Source organism: Vibrio sp. YT-15, assembly GCF_033337445.1.
Classification (GTDB): Bacteria; Pseudomonadota; Gammaproteobacteria; order Enterobacterales; family Vibrionaceae; genus Vibrio; species Vibrio alginolyticus.
On the sequence record NZ_JAWOQR010000069.1, the window covers coordinates 1 to 1,459 of the forward strand.

Genomic DNA, 1,459 nt, shown 5'->3' on the forward strand with positions numbered 1-1,459 from the left:
TAGCGGCCATAATCGTTTTTAGATAAGGCTTTTCCTGCGGCTTGAATGTGCTCTCGCGTTAACCAGCCTCGGCGATAAGCAATCTCTTCTAAGCAAGCCACTTTGTAACCTTGGCGTTTCTCGATCGTTTCGACAAAGTGAGCAGCTTCAAGCAAGCTGCCATGTGTTCCCGTGTCTAACCACGCAAAGCCACGCCCTAGCACGTCAACCGTCAACTTCCCTTGCTCTAAGTAAGCTTGGTTAATACTCGTAATTTCTAGCTCACCACGATGGGACGGTTGGATGGTTTTGGCAATGTCCACGACGCGATTATCGTAGAAATACAGCCCTGTCACAGCGTAATTGGATTTTGGCTCGACTGGCTTCTCTTCAATCGATAGCGCTCGCATCTCGTCGTCAAATTCCACCACACCAAAGCGCTCTGGGTCTTTCACTTTATAGCCAAAGACCGTCGCACCTTCTGTTAATGCTGCAGCTTGTTGTAACTTCGGCGAAAACCCTTGCCCATAAAAGATGTTGTCACCCAGCACCAAACATACTGAGTCATCGCCAATGAAGTCTTCACCAATGATGAAGGCTTGAGCTAAGCCGTCTGGGCTTGGCTGAATCGCGTATTGCAACTCAATGCCAAACTCTGAGCCATCACCCAATAGGCGCTGAAATCCTTCCTGGTCTTCTGGCGTGGTGATGATCAAGATTTCACGAATGCCAGCAAGCATGAGTACTGACAACGGGTAGTAAATCATTGGCTTGTCATAAACCGGCAGTAACTGCTTAGAGACACCGCGTGTAATAGGGTAAAGGCGAGTGCCCGAGCCACCTGCTAAAATAATGCCTTTCATTATTCGCCCGCTCCTAATCGCTCTAAACTGTATGAACCATCAAGCACACGTTGCCACCATTGTGGGTTGTTTAGGTACCATTCGACGGTTTTGCGAATACCGCTTTCAAAAGTTTCTTCTGGCGTCCAGCCAAGCTCTTGAGCGATCTTGGTGGCATCAATTGCGTAACGCACATCATGACCAGGGCGATCTTTCACATACGTGATCAAAGATTCATAAGACTCGACCCCGGCCGGTTTGTTTGGTCGCAACTCTTCAAGCAAAGCACAAATGGTTTTCACCACTTCGATGTTGGCTTTTTCGTTATGGCCACCAATGTTGTAGGTTTCACCGACTTCACCTTCGTTGACCACTTTGTACAGCGCGCGAGCATGGTCTTCCACAAACAGCCAATCTCGGATCTGCATACCATCACCATACACAGGCAACGGCTTGCCATCGAGGGCATTTAGAATCATCAGAGGGATCAACTTCTCTGGAAAGTGATACGGGCCATAGTTGTTGGAGCAATTAGTGATAAGTGTTGGTAAGCCATAAGTACGTTGCCAAGCGCGAACCAGGTGATCGCTCGAAGCTTTAGATGCAGAATATGGGCTGCTCGGCGCGTATGAGGTGGT

The 1,459-nt window shown here is 48.6% G+C and carries 2 protein-coding genes; both read right to left on the reverse strand.

Going from position 1 to position 1,459, the window contains the following annotated elements; translation table 11 throughout:
* Positions 1–842: glucose-1-phosphate thymidylyltransferase RfbA (rfbA, locus tag R7D93_RS25285; protein ID WP_213869037.1), on the reverse strand; the 842-nt coding region annotated here is incomplete at its 3' end.
* On the reverse strand, positions 842–1,459 hold a 618-nt coding region (locus R7D93_RS25290; protein ID WP_225497224.1), incomplete at its 5' end, for a dTDP-glucose 4,6-dehydratase. The genes rfbA and R7D93_RS25290, both read right to left, overlap by 1 nt.